The organism is Nonomuraea sp. NPDC050451 (assembly GCF_044458585.1).
Genome location: NZ_JBITHZ010000001.1, coordinates 964,865 through 980,032 on the forward strand (window position 1 = coordinate 964,865; position 15,168 = coordinate 980,032).

Here is a 15,168-nt window from a genome sequence, read left to right on the forward strand (position 1 = left end):
TTAGCGGTGATTCCCGCCAAGTCACGAAATTTCGATCTTTGTGACGGGAGCCGCCTTATGTCTTTTTCCATTGTTGTAGACCACGTGTCCTTCGGCTGGCCGGACGGCACCAAGGTGCTCGACGGGCTCGACGCCGCGTTCCCGGCGGGGCGCACCGGGCTCATCGGGACCAACGGGTCGGGCAAGTCCACCCTGCTGAAGATCATCGCGGGGGAGCTGGCCCCTCGGCCCGGATCCGTGTCCGTCTCCGGGGAGATCGGGTACCTGCCGCAGAACGTCCCGCTCGGCGCCCGCCGTACCGTGTCGGACCTGCTGGAGATCAGCGCGACGCGGGCCGCGCTGCACGCCATCGAGAGCGGGGACGTGGCCGAGGAGCACTTCGCGGCCGTCGGCGACGACTGGGACGTCGAGGAACGCGCCCGCGCGGAGCTCGACCGGCTCGGGCTGGACCACGTCGGGTTGGACCGCACGGTCGGCACGCTGTCCGGCGGCGAGACCATCATGGTCGCGCTCGCCGCCCAGCTGCTGAAACGGCCCGAGGTGCTGCTGCTCGACGAGCCCACCAACAACCTCGACCTCGACGCGCGGGAGCGGCTCTACGCCGCGGTCGCCGCCTGGTCGGGGGTGCTGGTGGTGGTCAGCCACGACCGCGCGCTGCTGGAGCTGGTGGACCAGATCGCCGAGCTTCGCGACGGCGCCGTGCGCATGTACGGGGGCAACCTGAGCGCCTATGAGGAGCAGGTCGCCGCCGAGCAGGAGGCCGTCCAGCGGATGGTACGGACCGCCGAAGGCGAGGTCCGCCGGCAGCAGCGCGAGCTCATCGAGGCCCGCACCCGGATCGACCGGAGCGCGCGGGCCGGCAGGAAGGCGTTCGAGAACAACAAAGCGCCGAAGATCGTCGCCAACGCGCTCAAGCGGAAGGCCCAGGTGACGGCGGGCAAGCAGCGCAACCTGGCCATCGAGAAGCTGGAGGAGGCGCGGGGGCGGCTGACGGAGGCGGAACAGGCGGTGCGGGACGACGCGGAGATCCGCATCGAGCTGCCGGGCACCGAGGTGCCGGCGGGCCGCACGGTCCTGACCCTCTCCGTCGCCTCGCCCCCAGGCCACGCCCCGCAGGCCGGCGGTGCGTCGGAGGCGAGCACCGCGCAGGAAGCGGACAGGGATGATGTGCCCCGCGTTGTGCTGGAGACGCTGGTGGTGCGGGGTCCGGAGCGGATCGCGTTGCTGGGGCCCAACGGCTCGGGCAAGACCACGCTGCTCAAGCGGATCGTCGAGCACGGCGCCCACGTCCCGGTGCGGTACCTGCCGCAGCGCCTCGACCTCCTGGACGACGCGCTGAGCGTGGTGGACAACGTGCGGGCCGTGGCCCCGTCCGCCTCCGTGAACGAGGTCCGGGCCCGCCTGGCGCGCTTCCTGTTCAGAGGGGAGCGGGTCAACCAGGCCGTCGGCACGCTGTCGGGAGGCGAGCGCTTCCGGGCGACGCTGGCCGCGCTCCTGTCGGCCGAGCCGCCGCCCCAGCTGCTCCTGCTCGACGAGCCGACGAACAACCTGGACCTGGCCAGCGTCCGCCAGCTCTCCCAGGCGCTGAACGCGTACCGGGGGGCGCTCGTCGTGGCCAGCCACGACGTGCCGTTCCTGGAGACGATCGGGATCACCCGGTGGCTGCGACAAGATCGCAATGCCGGTCTGTCCGAATCCTGATTGACGGGCAGGGATCAACCGGACGATAGTGTGACAGGTGGCTGGACCCCGGTTGATCTCCTGCGTTCTCGCCCTGGCAACCCTCACGCTCGGCGCGTGCTCCTCGGCGTTACCGTCACCGACCGGAGGCGAGCCGAAGGTCAGCGGTGTGGCCGGCGGCAACGGCGGCGGCGTGCCCGCCGGCGGCGGCACGGCGGCGGGCACCCCCAGCCCGACCGCGCTCACGGCCGAGGCCTACAAGGGCGAGCTCCAGAGCAGGCACAAGTCGATGGCCGACGCCATCAGCGCCCTGGTCGGCGCGCGCGGGGTCAAGGCCCTGGACCAGCGCGTCGGCCGCGCTGAGGAGGCGCTGAGCGGGGCGGCGGACGCGCTGGCCGCCATCACCCCACCCGACGCCGTACGGGCCCAGCACGACGCGTACGTGGCCAGCCTGCGTGACTTCTCCGGCGAGCTGGGCTCCACGGCGGGCAAGGTCGGCGCGCGGAACCTGTGCACGTCCTCGGCCGTCCTCATCGACCTCGACGACAAGCTGGCCGCGCTCGACAAGGCGGGCGCGGCCCTGCAGAGCGCCGGTGACTACCCGGCCGACGTCGTGAGCGTGAAGGCGGGCAAGAAGCAGACCAGGCGGCTGAAGAACGGCTCGTTCATCAAGAGGGCCACCTTCAACGGCCGCAGCTCGCTGGAGATCGACAACGGCGGCACCCGCGACGCCGTGGTGACCATCATGAAGGGCGGGAGCAAGTCGTTCAGCGTGTACGTGCGCAAGAACGCCAAGTTCAAGGTCAAGGGCGTGCGCGACGGCAGCTACAAGGTCTACTTCACGCACGGCGTGGACTGGGACGGCAAGAGCAAGTCGTTCACGCGCAACTGCAGCTTCGAGAGGTTCCAGAAGTCGGTGAAGTTCAAGACGACGTTCACCGCCACGCAGATCCGCTGGCACGACTGGCGGATCACGCTGCACGCGATCGCGGGCGGCAACGCCCGCACCTCTCCCGTGGACCCCGACGACTTCCCGGGCTGACCGAAACCCCGCCGAACGGCGCGAAGGCCGCGCACCCCACCGGTGCGCGGCCTTCGTCGCGGTCAGGTCGAGAACAGCATGCCCACCCAGCTGCGCTGCCTGTGGTGGTGGCCGCCGTAGTGGCCGCCGCCGTGCGGGGCGCCCCAGGCCGGGCCGGGGGCGGGGGGCGGCGGGGGAGACGTGTGGTACTGAGACTCCATCCGCGTCAGCGTCTCGAGCTCGCCGTAGTCGAGGAAGATCCCGCGGCAGTTGTCACACTGCTCGATGTGAACGCCGTTGCGCTCATAGGTCCGCATGTTGCCGCGGCACTTTGGGCACTGCATCTAGGTCGCTCTCCTTGGCTTCGAGGTCTCAGGGTTGAAACCTACCGCGCGCAACCCCGTCACGCTCGGACGATTCTGTTGCACGATTCGACCAACGAATGTTCGACCTCGTCCAGTTCCCGGCCGTCGCGCTCGGCGTTGACCACGGCCACCGCGGCGAGCTGGACGGTCAGCGCCCTGGCGGGCACGTCGAGCCGCCGCCACGGGTCGTCGCCCCGGCCGAGCGCGGGCCCGCCGGAGGCGAGGTAGGCCCCCAGGAACCGCTCCCAGACGGCCGGGTCGAGCAGCCCGGCGGCGTACCAGGCGGCCGGCCTGGCCAGGTCCCACGCCGGGTCGCCGACGCCCAGGTCGTCGACGTCGATGAGCAGCCAGTGGTCGCGGCGGACGAGCTGGCCCAGATGCCAGTCGCCGTGCGTGAGCAGGCCGGGCAGCGGGTCGGGCTCGGGCAGCTCCTTGAAGGCCCGCCTGATGAGCTGCTCCACCGGGCCGTCGCCGCTCATCCGGCCCACCGCCCTGGCGGCCCGTGCGGGCCCGCCGGCGGCGGGAAGGCCGGGCAGCAGGGTCAGGGGGACGGCGTGCAGCCTGGCCAGCAACCTGGCGCCCTCCTCCCAGGGCGCGGAGTCCGGATCCTCCTGCGCGACCGGCCGGCCGGCGGGCCAGACCGTCACCGCGCGGCCCGCGACCGACAGCACCTGGGGGTCGAGCGGGGCCAGCATCACGCCGGTCACCGCGGCCGACGCCGCGCCCCGCAACCTGATCCGCAACGACTCCACGTCATCGCGCCGCGAGTGGGCCTTGACCACGACCTCGCCCCTGCGTAACACCACGACGTCCGTACGCGTCGGATGCAGCACGGGCTCGCCCGTCCCTCCGTACGCCCCGGCGATCCCCGCCAGCTCCTCCTCCAGACCCACTCATACAGACTAGGGGGCATGAGGATCGGTTTCGCAGTGCCCCAGTCAGGCCCATGGGCGACCCCGGAGAACATGCGCCGCGTCGCCAGAAGGGCGGAGGAGCTCGGCTACCACGAGCTGTGGACGTTCCAGCGGCTGCTGTACCCGGTCGGGCACCCGATGGGGCCGACGTACCGCAGCGTGCACGACCCGCTGATCACGCTGGCCCACCTCGCGGGCGTGACGGAGCGGATCCGGCTCGGCGTGGCCGTCGTCAACGCGTACGTGCAGCCGGTCGTGCTGGCCAAGCAGCTGGCCACGCTCCAGACGGTGTCCGGCGGGCGGCTCACGGCGGGGCTCGGGCTGGGCTGGCTGCCGGAGGAGTTCGAGGCGGCGGGGGCCGGCATGGACCGGCGGGGGCGCAGGGGCGAGGAGTTCGTCGAGGTGCTGCGCAAGGCCTGGGCCGACGACGTGGTCGAGCACCACGGCGAGTTCTACCGGGTGCCGCCGTCCCACATCGACCCCAAGCCCGTGCCGGGGCCGCCGCCGATCCTGCTGGGCGGCACCGCGGAGGTCGCGCTGCGCCGCGCCGCCCGGCTGGCCGACGGGTGGGTGAGCTCCAGCAGGGAGGATCTGGCCGCCATCGCCGGCCGGGTGGAGCTGATCAAGGAGACGCTGGCGGAGTCGGGGCGCGACGCCGCCGCGTTCCGCTTCGTCTGCCGCGGCGTCACGCAGGTCCGGGCGGCCGGCGACCGCCCCTTGACGGGCCCGTACGACAAGATCAGGGGCGACGTGGACGCGCTGGCCGCCGGCGGCGTGACGGACGTCTTCCACGACCTCAACTTCGACCGCGAGTTCGTCACGCTCGACGCCAAGGAGGCGATGCGCCGGGCCGAGGAGGCGCTGGAGGCGCTGGCCCCCTAGCCCCAGCCGCCGTAGGGGACCGTGATGATCTCCAGGTTGTGGCCGTTGGGGTCGGACCAGTAGAGGCCGCGGCCGCCGTCGTGGGTGTTGATCCGCTCCGGCTGCGTGTGGTGCGGATCGGCCCAGTACGTCAGGCCGCGGCTCTTGATCCGGTCCCAGATCTGGTCGAACTCCTCCTCGCCGACCAGGAACGCGTAATGCTGCGGCACCACGTCCCCACCCGCCTGGACGACGTCGAGCGAGACGTCGTTGCCGAGCGAGACGACGCGGAACGGCCCGTACACGGGCGCGGGCTCCAGGCCGAGGACGTCCACGAGGAACGCGGCGGTCTCGTCCCTGTCCTTCGCCTGCACGATGGTGTGGTTCAGCTGGACGGACATACCTGCAGGCTATGTCAGGGGCTGGAGCTCGCGCAGTCGCAGCGCCTCCCCGGCCACCGCGTGGCGCAGCTCGCGGATGCCGTCCCGCCCGCGTACGGGGTGGACGGCGTTCGTCAGCAGCACCACGGTCAGCCCGCGGGCCGGATCGACCACCAGCGAGGTGCCGGTGAAGCCGGAATGCCCGAAGGCCCCGCTCAGGGGCCCCACGATGGCCGGGTCGCCGATCCGCACACCCAGCCCGTGCCGGAAGGCGGCCCCCTCTGCGCCCTGGTCGCGCAGCATCTCGGCCACGCTCTCCCGGCGCAGCACGCCGCCGCCGCCCTGCCGCAGCGCCTCGCCGAAGGCCAGCAGGTCCCCGGCCGTGGCGAACAGCCCCGCGTGCCCCGCCACGCCGCCCAGCGCGTACGCCGTCTCGTCGTGGACTTCCCCGCGCACGCAGCCGGGCCCGGGCCGCTCCGGTTTCCACTCGGTGGCGGCGACCCGCGCGAGCAAGGCGGCCCGCGCGAGCGCGGCGGGCCGGTAGCCGGTGTCGGGCAGGCCGAGCACGTCCGTGACCCGGGCGCGGACCAGCGCGTCCAGCGGCGCGCCGCCGGCCAGCTCGGCGACCCGGCCGGCGATGACCAGGCCGACGTCGCTGTAGAGGTACGGGCCGCCGACCGGATGGGCGATCGGCGTGCGCAGCATGGCCTCCATGCGTTCGGAGGCGTCCGCGCCCGGCAGTTCCAGGTCGATGCGGCGGGTCGGGGGCAGGCCCGCCGTGTGCGTGAGCAGGCGGCGCGGCGTGACCCTCGGGTCGTGCCCCGGTATCCAGGCGGCCACCGGCTCGTCCAGGCCGATCGCGCCCTCCTCGGCCAGCGAGAGCAGCACGGCCGTGGTGAAGAGCTTGCTGATCGAGGCCAGATCGAAGATCGAGTCGTGGCCGGCGGGCGGGCGCTCCGCGGCCAGGGTCCCCTCGGCGCCGGCGTAGCGTACGAGCTCGCCGGTGGCGGCCGTGGCGGCCACGGAGCCGTCCACGGCGATCAGCGCGACCGCGGCCGGGCACACGCGCGGCACCGCGCCCGCCAGGACCGCCCCCAGCCGGTCGGTCATCCCCGTTCCCCTCAGCCGCTCAGCGCGTCGCTGAGGCGCTCCCCGTGCGACTCCAGCAGCGCTCGTGCCCCCTCCGCGTCGAGCCCGTGCTGGATCATCAGCACGGCGATCTTCGCCTGCCCGCCGGCCGCGTCCAGCGCGGTCTCGGCCGTCTCCAGATCGGCGCCGGTGATGTCGCTGACCATGCGCAGCGCGCGCCCGGCCAGCTTGTTGTTCATCGCCGACATCTCGATCATCTTGTTGCCGTAGGTACGGCCGAGCTTGACCATCGAGATCGTGGAGATCATGTTGAGCACGAGCTTCTGGGCCGTGCCCGCCTTGAGCCGGGTCGAGCCGGTCACCACCTCGGGTCCCACGACCACCTCGATCGCGTGCTCGGCGGCGGCCGACAGCGGCGCGCCGTCGTTGCACGACAGGCCGACGGTGAGCGCGCCCCGGGAGGCCGCCTCAGCCAGCGCGCCCAGGACGAAAGGAGCCCGGCCGCTGGCGGACACGCCCACCACCGAGTCGAGCGGTCCCACCTCCAGGTCCTTCAACGCGGCGGCGCCCGCCTCGGCATCGTCCTCCGCTCCCTCGACCGACCGGGTGAGCGCGTCCGGCCCGCCGGCGATGACGCCCTGCACCAGCGACGGATCGGTGCCGAACGTGGGCGGGCACTCGCTGGCGTCGAGCACGGCCAGCCGGCCCGATGTGCCGGCCCCGACGTACAGCAGCCGGCCGCCCTCTGCCATCCTGGCGGAGATCGCGTCGATGGCGGCCGAGATCGCCGGGATGGCCACCGCGACGGCGGCGGGCACGGCGGCGTCGGCCTGGTTCATGAGCCGGGCGATCTGGTCGGTCGGCAGCCGGTCGATCTGGCTGTAGCGGGGATCGCTCTGCTCGGTGGACAGCTCGGGTAGCGGATCAATCATGACGCTAATTTCCACCCTCTCCTTCACACTTGTAAATATCTTTCAGACAATGGCTTTCATGCCACACGTACGCACCGGAGCCGAACGGCTGGCCGTGGATACCGCACTCGCGGGCGGAACCCGCCTCGGCCTGATCACGAACCCCACCGGAGTCCTGCCCGATCTCACTCCCACCGCGGACGCGCTGCTGGCCGCAGGCGTGAACCTGACGGCCCTGTTCGGCCCCGAGCACGGCATGCGCGGCACCGCCCAGGCGGCCGGCAGCGAGGCCGACACGGTGGACGAGAAGACCGGGCTGCCGGTCTTCGACACGCACAAGCTCGAGGGCGAGGCGCTCGACCGGACGATCGCGGGGTCGGGCGTGGACACGCTGGTGTTCGACATCGCCGACGTGGGCACGCGCTTCTACACCTACGTCTGGACGATGTACGACCTGATGGCGTCGGCCGCCCGGCTCGGGCTGAGGTTCGTGGTCCTGGACCGGCCCAACCCGCTGGGCGGGACCGTCCAGGAGGGGCCGGAGCTCGACCCGGCGTTCGCGAGCTTCGTGGGCCGCTTCCCGCTGCCGGTCCGGCACGGCAGGACGGCGGGGGAGCTGGCCACGCTGTTCGGCTTCGACGTGGACCTGCGCGTGATCGAGATGGAGGGCTGGCGGCGCGACATGACGTTCGCCGAGACGGGGCTGCCCTGGGTGATGCCCTCGGTCAACATGCCGACCCCCGACACCGCCCTGGTCTACCCGGGCACGGGCCTCTTCGAGGGGACCGACTTCTCCGAGGGGCGCGGCACGACCAGGCCGTTCGAGCTGATCGGCGCCCCCTACGCGGACGCGCGGTTCGCCCCGGCGCTGGCCGCGCTGGACCTGCCGGGCGTGCGGTTCAGGGAGACGTGGTTCATGCCCACCTTCCACAAGCACGCGGGCGTCGCCGTGCGCGGCGTCCAGCTCCACGTGCACGACCGCGAGGCGTTCAGGCCCGTCCTGACGGGTCTGTCCATGCTGTACGTGGCCCGCACCCTCTACGCGGACGACCTGCGCTGGTGGGGCCCCGACCTGTTCATGGACCACCTGTGGGGCTCCGACACCCTGACCCGCTGCCTGGACGCCGGCGAGGACCCCCGGGGCCTCTGCCCGCCGCCGGGAAAGCCTGAAGGACGACTCATCTACGACTGACATCACACCAGATCGCGCCGGTAGAGCCAGAAGACGCGTTCCGCTCGCGCGCCCACGGCGTGCGAGTAGAACCGCAACGGCCCCACCCACCCGATCTGGGCGCTGGACTGTCCAGCGGCCCGCTGGTCGGCCAGGCACCTGCGCAGCAGCACCCGCCCGACGCCGAGCCCGCGGGCGTCCGGGGAGGTCCCCATGGGCCCGAACCAGCCCGGCCGGGCGCCCCAGGCGGCGAAGCCCAGGACGCGACCGTCGCGCTCGGCGTAGTGCAGGCCGGCCGCGTGGGCGGCCTCCCAGGCCCAGCGCTCGTTCCACTGCTCCCGGACGAACGCGGCGACGTGCGCGCGGGCCGGGTGGTCCGCGGTGTCGCCGGCCGCGTGCACGCGCACGCCGGACCGCTCCAGCCGCGGCAGGTCGTCCTCCACCGACAGGTCGGTGCTCAGGTCTGCCGTCATGTTCCAGGCCACGTCGTAGCGCTCGTAGCCGAGGCTCTCGGCCAGGCAGGCGGCCGCGGTGTAGCGTACGTCGATGCCCGGCCAGACGTAGCACGGCGGGTTGCCGGCGAAGCGCGCCTGCCGCGCGCCCTGGCTCCTCAGCCATTCCTCGGCGGCCCCCACCAGCGCGCGCCCGCGCCCCTGCCCCTGGGCTGAGGGGTGCACGGCCAGCAGGTCGATGTGCCCGACCTCCGGATCCGTGGCCGACAGGGACGCCATCACCACGCCGCCGTCGGTGGCCAGCGCGCTCCAGCGCCGCTCCGCGGGCGGGCGTGACAGGTAGCCGACCAGGTCGGCGGCCTCCGCGGCGTCCAGCGTCAGCGCGGCGGCGGCGACCTCGGCCGCCTCGGCGATCCCGGACCCGCTGACGGATCCGGCGACGGAACCTGAGGAAGACCCTGAGGAGGACCCTGCGGCGGACATGAAGGCCCGCACGGCGTGGGACATCACACCTCGCTCATCGGGCGGGCGATCACGCTGCGGCGCTCGGGGTAGAAGCACGCGTGCTCCTGCGGCACCCCTTCGGTCAGCTGCAGCAGCGGCCGCTCGCTCGTGCACCGCTCGCCCCTGAACGGGCAGCGGCGGGCGAACAGGCAGCCCTCGTCCGCCTGGCTCTCGTCCAGCGACTCCAGCGGCGTCACCGGCTGCTCGCCGGGCTGCTCCAGCCCATGGAGCACCGGGATCGCCGACAGCAGCGACTGCGTGTACGGGTGCACGGGGTCGGCGATGACCGTGTCCACCGCGCCGCGTTCGACGACCTGGCCGCGGTAGATGACGTACAGCTCGCCGTCGTCGCCGATGTAGCGGGCCGTGGCCACGTCGTGCGTGATGAACAGCACGCTCACGCCGAGCCGCTCGCGCAGGTCCTTCAGCAGGGCCAGGATGCCGAGCCGCAGCGACACGTCGATCATCGAGACGGCCTCGTCGGCGACGAGCATCTCCGGGTCGACGGTCAGCGCGCGGGCGATGACCACGCGCTGCCGCATGCCGCCGGACAGCTGGTGCGGGTAGCGCGACAGCACCGTGCCCGGGTCGAGGCCCACCAGCGACAGCACCTCGGCCGACCGCTCCTCGATCCACGACCGCGACCGCCCGGTCTGCCCGGCCCGCAGCGACAGCGGGGCGAACAGGGTCTGGTGGATGGTCCTGGTCGGGTTCAGGGCCGAGTACGGGTCCTGGTGGATCATCTGGATCTTGCGGAAGTGCGGCTGGCGCTGCTTCGGCTTGAGCGGCGACATGGAGACGCCGTCGATCAGGATCTCGCCCTCGTCGTACGCCTCGAGCCCGGCGATGATCCGGCCCAGCGTGGTCTTGCCGCACCCGGACTCGCCGATGAACGAGGCCGCGCCGCCCTTCGGGATCGCGAAGTCCACGCCGCGCAGCGCGCGCACCTCGCGGGCGCCGAGCACCTTGCCCCGCTGCTTGAACGTCTTGACGACGCCGGTCCCAGTGATCATGCGTGCTCCTTCACGTTCGCGGTCACGGCGTGGCAGGCCACGACCCTCGACCCGTCGGCGGCCGCCAGAGGATCGACGGTGTCGCACACGTCCATGCGCAGCGAGCAGCGCTCCCTGAACACGCACCCCTCCTTCGGCACGGTCGCCAGCGTCGGCGGCCGGCCGGGCAGCGCCCTGGCCTCGTCGATGTCGCCGACGAGCCGGGGGATGGCCTGGATCAGGCCCCTGGTGTACGGGTGCCGCGGCGAGCCGAGCACCTCCCTGGTGGGGCCCTGCTCGACCAGCCGCCCGCCGTACATGACGGCCAGCCGGTCGGCGACCTCGGCCACCACGCCGATGTCGTGCGTGATGACGAGCGTGGTGAGGCCGCGTTCGGCGTGCACCTCGCGGACGATCTTCAGGATGTTCGCCTGAGTGATCATGTCGAGGGCGGTCGTCGGCTCGTCCAGCACCACCAGGTGGGCGTTGAGGACCAGCGCCAGCATGATGCCGACCCGCTGGCGCATGCCGCCGGACAGCTCGTGCTGGTGCGAGTCGAGCACCCGAGCCCCGTCGAGGCCCATCCGGCCCAGCAGCTCCTTGGCCTCGCGCACCAGGCCGCGCAGGTCGTCGACGCCGTGCGAGCGGCCCAGGTCGAGCAGCTGCTTGCCGACCGTCTTGAGCGGGTTCAGGGAGTTCTGGGCGGCCTGGAACACGTACCCGATGTGCTTGCCCCTGGCCTTGCGCAGGTGCTCGCCCTTCATCCCGACCACGTCGCCGAGCCCGTCGATCTCGACGCTGCCCGCCGCGATCCTGCCCGGCGGCTGGACGGCGTTGAGCAGCGACAGGGCCATCGTCGACTTGCCCGAACCGGACTCGCCGACGATGCCGGTGATCGAGCCCGGCTCCAGGGTCAGGTTGACGTCCCTGACGGCGGGCAACTCGCCCGCGGGGGTCTTGTAGACGACCGTGAGGCCGTCGATGCGCACTCCCGGCGCTGTCTGAGCCATTGACTACTCCTCACGCAGCCGGGGGTTGAAGATCTCGTCCATGGCGTCCACCACGAGCACGATGGCCAGCGTCAGCAACAGGATCGCCAGCAGCGGCCCGATGAGGAAGCCCAGCGCGCTCGGCACCTGGAGCGCGCCGGAACGGAACACGGCCGTGTTGAGCATCTGCCCCCAGTTGTTCGACTCGTACGGCAGCACGCCCAGGAAGAACAGGCCGACCTGCGCGTAGACACCGCCGGTGACCGCGATGAGCATGTTCATCGCGATGTACGGCGCCATGCTCGGCAGCAGCTCCTTGCCCACGATGTGCGTGGTGGGCAGGCCGAGCCCGCGCGCCGCCTCGATGAAGCCCCGCTCGCGCAGCGACAGCGTCTGCGAGCGCACCGCCCGCGCCACGCCGCCCCAGCCGAGCAGCCCCAGCACCAGGCCCATCTGGATCGCGCTGCTGAACTTCCACACCGTGGACAGCACCAGCAGCAGCGGCAGGCCGGGGATGGTCAGCTTCATGTCGGTGAGCCGCATGAGGACGTTGTCCCAGCGGCCCCGCTTGAAGCCGGAGAACAGCCCGATGCCGGTGCCCACGACCACGGTGATGACCGCGGTCACCAGGGCGGCCAGCAGCACGTACCGCGACCCGGTGACCACCAGGGCGACCACGTCCCTGCCCTGGTCGTCGGTGCCGAGCCAGTGCTGCCAGCTCGGCGGCCTGGTGATCTGGGTCGGGTCGAGGGGCAGCTGCGCGGGATAGAACATCGGCCCGAACACGCCCATGAACACGAACCCGAGCACGAGCGCCACACCCACCATGCGGCTGGGCTTGCGCTTCATCACCCGCCAGACGCCCGCCCAGAAGTTGCGGCGCATGGCGGCGCTGGTCGAAGAGGTCTCGAGCAGGACACTCATGACGACACCTCCTCCCCGCTGCGGACCCGCGGGTCGATCGCGGAGTAGAACAGGTCGGCGAGGATGTTCGCCACGATGATGGACACCGTGATGAGCAGGAACGCCCCGCCCATCAGCGCGTAGTCACGCATGGTGATGCTGTCGAGCAGCAGCAGCCCGAGTCCCGGGTAGTTGAAGATCCGCTCGATGAACACCGCGCCGCCGAGCAGCAGCCCGAGCGACAGCGCGAGGATCGTGAACAGCGGCAGGATCGCGTTGCGCGCGATGTAGCGGAAGATGATCGACCGCTTCATCCCGCGCAGCTCCGCCGCCAGGATGAAGTCGTCGCCGAGCACCGTCACCACGCTCGACTTCATCGCCAGGATCCATCCGCCGTAGGCCGCCAGCGCGTACGTCAGCACCGGCAGCACCGCGTGCTGGGCCAGCGAGCCGATGTAGCCGGCGTTGAACCCGGGCTCGAACAGGATGTCCACGGGCCCGTCGGCCGGCAGGATCGGGATCAGCGTCGCGAAGACGGCGCTGAGCAGCAGCCCCAGCACGTACTGCGGGACGCCGTGCAGCAGCGACCCCGAGACGGCCAGGATGTCGCCGAGCTTGCCGGAGCGCTTGATGGCCGCGTAGACGCCCATCACGATGCCGACCAGGAAGCTGAGCAGCGTTCCCGCCAGCACCGGTAGAACGGTCCACTTGGCCGCCTCGCCCAGCACCTGGGTGACCGGCGCGCCCGCGTGGGTGACCGACTGGCCCAGGTCGAAGCGGAGCAGGCCCGACATGTACTGGGTGTACTGCTCCCACAGCGAACCCCTGGGCTGGAACCCGTACAGCACGCGCGTCGCCTGCTCGGCTGTCTGCGGATCCATGCCCTGCTGGATCAGCTTCTGGACGTTCGCGGCCACCGGGTCGCCGGGGATGCTCCTGACGATGAAGAAGCTGATCGTGGCTACGACGAGGATCATGACGACCCCGCGGGCCAGGTGGCCCGCGAGTCGCCGTGCGATTACTACCATAGGCTCTTTCTCTACTGCTTCGCCTTGATGAGACCCAGCTGGATCCAGACGCCGGCGTTCAGGCGGAGCAGGTCACTGTCCTGCTCCGGCCAGCCGGTGAAGCGGCTGGTGTTGGTGAACTGCGTGTTCACGTAGTCCCAGAGCTGGATGGCCGGCAGGTCCTGGTTGGCCGTCTTGGCGAGCTGCGCCATGATCGGCTTGGCCTGCTCGGGAGTGGCCGCGTTCAGCTTGGCCGTGAGCTCACCCGGATTGACCTTGCCCACGCCCTCGACGTCGATCTCCTCCGCGCTGCCCATCCAGTTGCCGCCCTTGCCGGGCGCGCTGTGCGCGACCTTGCCGGCGACGTTGGTCCAGCCGTTGGAGACGCCGTAGAGGCGCTGGAAGATGTCGTACGGCGCCGGGCCGAGCGCCATCAGCCACAGGCCGATGTCGTACTTGCCCGCCGAGAGCTCCTCCAGGTAGACGGGGTAGTCGGCGACGGTCACGACCTCGGCGTCCACGCCGCCCGCGATGAGCTGGCTCTTGATGTTCTCCTCGGCGGAGATCCAGTCGGAGAACGGCGCGGGCGCGTGCATGGTGAGCTTCCACGGCTTGCCGTCGGCCAGCGTCCACTTGCCGCCCGTCTTCTTCAGACCGGCCGCCTTGAACTCCTCCTCCGCCTTGGCCACGTCGTGCTTGTACGGGTTCAGGCTGGCCAGCTCGGAGCCGATCCACTCCTGGGCCGGCTTCTGGTGGATGCCGGAGGTGGTCACGGCGGGCGTGCCGCCCTCGGGCGAGGCCACCTTGGTCACCTGGTCACGGTCGATCAGGTAGGCCAGGCCGCGCCGCACGTGCACGTTGTCGTACGGCTTCTTCGACTGGTTGAAGCCCATGCCGACGGCCACCGGGGAGAAGCCCCTGATGACGCTGGAGCCCGGAGCGTTCTTGATCCGGGTCATGACGTCGGTGGGCATGGCCGTGAAGCCGGCCTGGTCGAGCTTGCCGGCGCTCAGGTAGTTCCAGATCTGCTCGTTGCCGTTGTAGTTGAGGAGCTTCACCTGGGCCGGCGCGACGTTCGCGGCGTTGTAGAAGTTCTTGTTCTTGACCAGCAGGGCCTCGCCCGGGTTCACCCGCTCCAGCGTGAACGGGCCGGCGGAGACGTCCTTCGGCGGCGCGAAGGCGAGCACCTTCTGGCCGATGGCGAGGACCTCCTCGCGGGCCTTGTCGGCGTCGGCGCCGGTTTCCCTGGCGGCCTTCAGCTTGTCCCAGAAGTCGGCCGGCAGCAGGCTGCTCCAGACGTGCGCGGGCACGACCCAGTTGTCCATGATGCCGCGGGCGAACTTCATGCTCGGGTTCTTCATGTCCTGGGAGACCTTGACGGTCTTGTCGTCGACCACCTGGACGTCGGACGCCACGCCCGCCGCGCCCGGCGTGACCGCGAACGCGGTGCTGCCGGTGGTGGAGGCCAGCCCGAGAGAGAGCTTGACGTCCTCGGCCGTCACCGGCTTGCCGTCGGACCACTTGGCGTTCGGCTGGATGTGGACGGTGATCGAGGAGTTGTCGGGAGCGATCTCCCAACTGGCGGCGATACCTGGGTAGAACTGGTTGGGATCGGTCAGGTGGTTCTTGACCCAGCCCAGCTTCATCGCGTTGTAGCCCAGGAAAGAGTTGCCCTTGGGCGCCCATGGGTTGGCCGGGCCGCTCGCGTCGAGGCCGGGCTTGAGCACGTCGACCGTGGTGAAGAGCCCGCCCCCGCCGCCCGAGCCGCCGGAACTGTTCGTGGATCCACCGCTGCACGCCGCTGTCGCGGTGGCAAGGCCCAGCAACGCCACTACCGCTGCCAGTCGTTTCATTTGCCGCTCCGGGGAGATGTCGGACCTGTCGAAGATCTCTGTAGGGATTGACCGGACACTACGATCGCGCCTCACC

At 71.3% G+C, this 15,168-nt stretch carries 15 protein-coding genes; 4 read left to right on the forward strand and 11 right to left on the reverse strand.

The features are described 5' to 3' along the window. Positions 1 to 57: 57 nt before the first annotated feature. Positions 58 to 1,701: an ABC-F family ATP-binding cassette domain-containing protein gene (locus ACIBI9_RS04450; protein ID WP_397220498.1), complete on the forward strand. Its 1,644-nt coding sequence runs from the start codon at positions 58 to 60 to the stop codon at positions 1,699 to 1,701. A 37-nt stretch (positions 1,702 to 1,738) separates the two neighbouring features. Then, on the forward strand, positions 1,739 to 2,722 hold the full coding sequence (locus ACIBI9_RS04455) for a hypothetical protein (RefSeq protein ID WP_397220499.1): 984 nt from the start codon (positions 1,739 to 1,741) through the stop codon (positions 2,720 to 2,722). Positions 2,723 to 2,784: 62 nt separating this feature from the next. Here ACIBI9_RS04455 and ACIBI9_RS04460 read toward each other — a convergent pair whose 3' ends face one another. Beyond that, complete coding sequence (locus tag ACIBI9_RS04460) at positions 2,785 to 3,045, reverse strand: zf-TFIIB domain-containing protein (RefSeq protein ID WP_394499926.1); 261 nt, start codon at positions 3,043 to 3,045, stop codon at positions 2,785 to 2,787. Positions 3,046 to 3,104: 59 nt separating this feature from the next. Continuing rightward, positions 3,105 to 3,959: a phosphotransferase gene (locus ACIBI9_RS04465; RefSeq protein WP_397220500.1), complete on the reverse strand. Its 855-nt coding sequence runs from the start codon at positions 3,957 to 3,959 to the stop codon at positions 3,105 to 3,107. An 18-nt stretch (positions 3,960 to 3,977) separates the two neighbouring features. Here ACIBI9_RS04465 and ACIBI9_RS04470 point away from each other — a divergent pair, with 18 nt between their 5' ends. Further along, entirely contained in the window at positions 3,978 to 4,862 is an 885-nt protein-coding gene (locus ACIBI9_RS04470) for a TIGR03619 family F420-dependent LLM class oxidoreductase (RefSeq protein WP_397220501.1), read from the forward strand. Here ACIBI9_RS04470 and ACIBI9_RS04475 read toward each other — a convergent pair. Genes ACIBI9_RS04475 through murQ form a run of 3 tightly spaced genes read right to left on the reverse strand, consistent with a single transcriptional unit; the run spans position 4,859 to position 7,242 of the window. Next, the gene (locus tag ACIBI9_RS04475) at positions 4,859 to 5,242 is read right to left on the reverse strand and encodes a VOC family protein (protein ID WP_397220502.1); all 384 of its coding nucleotides are present in this window, start codon (positions 5,240 to 5,242) and stop codon (positions 4,859 to 4,861) included. The genes ACIBI9_RS04470 and ACIBI9_RS04475 overlap by 4 nt on opposite strands. A gap of 9 nt (positions 5,243 to 5,251) precedes the next feature. Then, complete coding sequence (locus tag ACIBI9_RS04480; protein WP_397220504.1) at positions 5,252 to 6,331, reverse strand: serine hydrolase domain-containing protein; 1,080 nt, start codon at positions 6,329 to 6,331, stop codon at positions 5,252 to 5,254. 11 nt (positions 6,332 to 6,342) lie between these two features. Beyond that, on the reverse strand, positions 6,343 to 7,242 hold the full coding sequence (gene murQ, locus ACIBI9_RS04485; RefSeq protein ID WP_397220505.1) for an N-acetylmuramic acid 6-phosphate etherase: 900 nt from the start codon (positions 7,240 to 7,242) through the stop codon (positions 6,343 to 6,345). 58 nt (positions 7,243 to 7,300) lie between these two features. Between murQ and ACIBI9_RS04490 the strand changes: the two genes are divergently transcribed. After that, positions 7,301 to 8,413, forward strand: a complete 1,113-nt coding sequence (locus tag ACIBI9_RS04490; RefSeq protein WP_397220507.1) for an exo-beta-N-acetylmuramidase NamZ domain-containing protein — start codon at positions 7,301 to 7,303, stop codon at positions 8,411 to 8,413. Between the two features lie 2 nt (positions 8,414 to 8,415). On the opposite strand, the gene ACIBI9_RS04495 is transcribed toward ACIBI9_RS04490, so the two are convergent. Genes ACIBI9_RS04495 through ACIBI9_RS04520 form a run of 6 tightly spaced genes read right to left on the reverse strand, consistent with a single transcriptional unit; the run spans position 8,416 to position 15,092 of the window. Beyond that, on the reverse strand, positions 8,416 to 9,351 hold the full coding sequence (locus ACIBI9_RS04495) for a GNAT family N-acetyltransferase (protein ID WP_397220508.1): 936 nt from the start codon (positions 9,349 to 9,351) through the stop codon (positions 8,416 to 8,418). Beyond that, on the reverse strand, positions 9,351 to 10,361 hold the full coding sequence (locus ACIBI9_RS04500) for an ABC transporter ATP-binding protein (protein ID WP_397220509.1): 1,011 nt from the start codon (positions 10,359 to 10,361) through the stop codon (positions 9,351 to 9,353). The genes ACIBI9_RS04495 and ACIBI9_RS04500 overlap by 1 nt, the downstream gene beginning before the upstream one ends. Then, the gene (locus ACIBI9_RS04505) at positions 10,358 to 11,350 is read right to left on the reverse strand and encodes an ABC transporter ATP-binding protein (protein WP_397220511.1); all 993 of its coding nucleotides are present in this window, start codon (positions 11,348 to 11,350) and stop codon (positions 10,358 to 10,360) included. The genes ACIBI9_RS04500 and ACIBI9_RS04505 overlap by 4 nt, the downstream gene beginning before the upstream one ends. Before the next feature lie 3 nt (positions 11,351 to 11,353). Next, on the reverse strand, positions 11,354 to 12,253 hold the full coding sequence (locus ACIBI9_RS04510) for an ABC transporter permease (RefSeq protein ID WP_394499908.1): 900 nt from the start codon (positions 12,251 to 12,253) through the stop codon (positions 11,354 to 11,356). Then, on the reverse strand, positions 12,250 to 13,260 hold the full coding sequence (locus ACIBI9_RS04515) for an ABC transporter permease (protein WP_397220514.1): 1,011 nt from the start codon (positions 13,258 to 13,260) through the stop codon (positions 12,250 to 12,252). Before ACIBI9_RS04515 ends, ACIBI9_RS04510 begins: the two co-directional genes overlap by 4 nt. A gap of 11 nt (positions 13,261 to 13,271) precedes the next feature. After that, positions 13,272 to 15,092, reverse strand: coding sequence for an ABC transporter substrate-binding protein (locus tag ACIBI9_RS04520; protein WP_397220516.1), 1,821 nt, complete (start codon positions 15,090 to 15,092; stop codon positions 13,272 to 13,274). Positions 15,093 to 15,168 lie beyond the last annotated feature (76 nt).

Bases quoted from the DNA above. Each gene is read 5' to 3' on its own strand.
- ACIBI9_RS04520 (WP_397220516.1), bottom strand. From the start codon at position 15,092: ATGAAACGACTGGCAGCGGTAGTGGCGTTGCTGGGCCTTGCCACCGCG.
- ACIBI9_RS04505 (WP_397220511.1), bottom strand. From the start codon at position 11,350: ATGGCTCAGACAGCGCCGGGAGTGCGCATCGACGGCCTCACGGTCGTC.
- ACIBI9_RS04470 (WP_397220501.1), top strand. From the start codon at position 3,978: ATGAGGATCGGTTTCGCAGTGCCCCAGTCAGGCCCATGGGCGACCCCG.
- ACIBI9_RS04500 (WP_397220509.1), bottom strand. From the start codon at position 10,361: ATGATCACTGGGACCGGCGTCGTCAAGACGTTCAAGCAGCGGGGCAAG.
- ACIBI9_RS04510 (WP_394499908.1), bottom strand. From the start codon at position 12,253: ATGAGTGTCCTGCTCGAGACCTCTTCGACCAGCGCCGCCATGCGCCGC.
- ACIBI9_RS04460 (WP_394499926.1), bottom strand. From the start codon at position 3,045: ATGCAGTGCCCAAAGTGCCGCGGCAACATGCGGACCTATGAGCGCAAC.
- ACIBI9_RS04495 (WP_397220508.1), bottom strand. From the start codon at position 9,351: ATGTCCCACGCCGTGCGGGCCTTCATGTCCGCCGCAGGGTCCTCCTCA.
- ACIBI9_RS04490 (WP_397220507.1), top strand. From the start codon at position 7,301: ATGCCACACGTACGCACCGGAGCCGAACGGCTGGCCGTGGATACCGCA.
- murQ (WP_397220505.1), bottom strand. From the start codon at position 7,242: ATGATTGATCCGCTACCCGAGCTGTCCACCGAGCAGAGCGATCCCCGC.
- ACIBI9_RS04450 (WP_397220498.1), top strand. From the start codon at position 58: ATGTCTTTTTCCATTGTTGTAGACCACGTGTCCTTCGGCTGGCCGGAC.
- ACIBI9_RS04480 (WP_397220504.1), bottom strand. From the start codon at position 6,331: ATGACCGACCGGCTGGGGGCGGTCCTGGCGGGCGCGGTGCCGCGCGTG.
- ACIBI9_RS04515 (WP_397220514.1), bottom strand. From the start codon at position 13,260: ATGGTAGTAATCGCACGGCGACTCGCGGGCCACCTGGCCCGCGGGGTC.
- ACIBI9_RS04475 (WP_397220502.1), bottom strand. From the start codon at position 5,242: ATGTCCGTCCAGCTGAACCACACCATCGTGCAGGCGAAGGACAGGGAC.